Source organism: Citrobacter sp. wls718, assembly GCF_005280945.1.
Lineage (GTDB): Bacteria > Pseudomonadota > Gammaproteobacteria > Enterobacterales > Enterobacteriaceae > Citrobacter > Citrobacter gillenii.
In genome coordinates this window covers 2,121-3,139 of record NZ_SZWV01000077.1, presented here as the reverse complement: position 1 = coordinate 3,139, position 1,019 = coordinate 2,121, and the positions used below count along the sequence as shown (strand labels likewise).

The following is a 1,019-nucleotide window of genomic DNA, read 5'->3' as shown; positions in this document are numbered from 1 at the left end:
CACCCTGACGATGTTCGGGATGGTGCTCGCCATCGGCCTGTTGGTGGATGACGCCATCGTGGTGGTCGAGAACGTTGAGCGCGTTATGGCGGAGGAAGGACTGCCGCCGAAAGAAGCGACGCGTAAATCAATGGGCCAGATTCAGGGCGCACTGGTGGGCATCGCGATGGTGCTGTCAGCGGTATTTATCCCGATGGCATTCTTTGGCGGATCTACCGGGGCAATCTACCGTCAGTTCTCCATCACCATTGTTTCTGCAATGGCGTTGTCAGTACTGGTGGCGTTGATTCTGACGCCGGCTCTTTGTGCCACCATGCTCAAACCGATCGCTAAGGGCGATCACGGAGAAGGCAAAAAAGGCTTCTTCGGCTGGTTTAACCGCATGTTCGATAAGAGCACCAACCACTATACCGACAGCGTTGGCGGCATTCTGCGCAGTACGGGTCGTTATCTGGCGCTGTATCTGATCATTGTCGTCGGCATGGCTTATCTGTTCGTTCGCCTGCCAAGCTCCTTCTTGCCGGATGAAGACCAGGGGGTATTCCTGTCCATGGCTCAGCTACCTGCAGGTGCTACGCAAGAGCGTACCCAGAAGGTGCTGGACGAAATGACGGATTACTATCTGACCAAAGAAAAAAATAACGTTGAATCGGTATTTGCCGTTAACGGCTTCGGTTTTGCGGGACGCGGTCAGAACACCGGTATTGCCTTCGTGTCGTTAAAAGACTGGAGCGAACGTCCGGGTGATGAGAACAAGGTCGAGGCAATCACCGCTCGCGCGATGGGGGCGTTCTCGAAGATTAAAGATGCGATGGTCTTCGCCTTTAACCTGCCCGCAATTGTCGAACTGGGTACCGCAACTGGTTTTGACTTCCAGTTGATTGACCAGGGTGGTTTGGGCCATGACAAACTAACACAGGCGCGTAACCAGCTGTTTGGTGAAGTGGCTAAGCATCCGGATCTGTTGGTCGGTGTTCGTCCTAATGGCCTGGAAGATACGCCGCAGTTCAAGATCGATA

General features: G+C 54.0%; 1 protein-coding gene. It reads left to right on the top strand.

Translation table 11 applies throughout. From position 1 onward, the window contains the following. Positions 1–1,019 (top strand): efflux RND transporter permease subunit (locus FDW95_RS23915; RefSeq protein WP_249359141.1); only part of this gene is annotated, 1,019 nt, incomplete at both ends.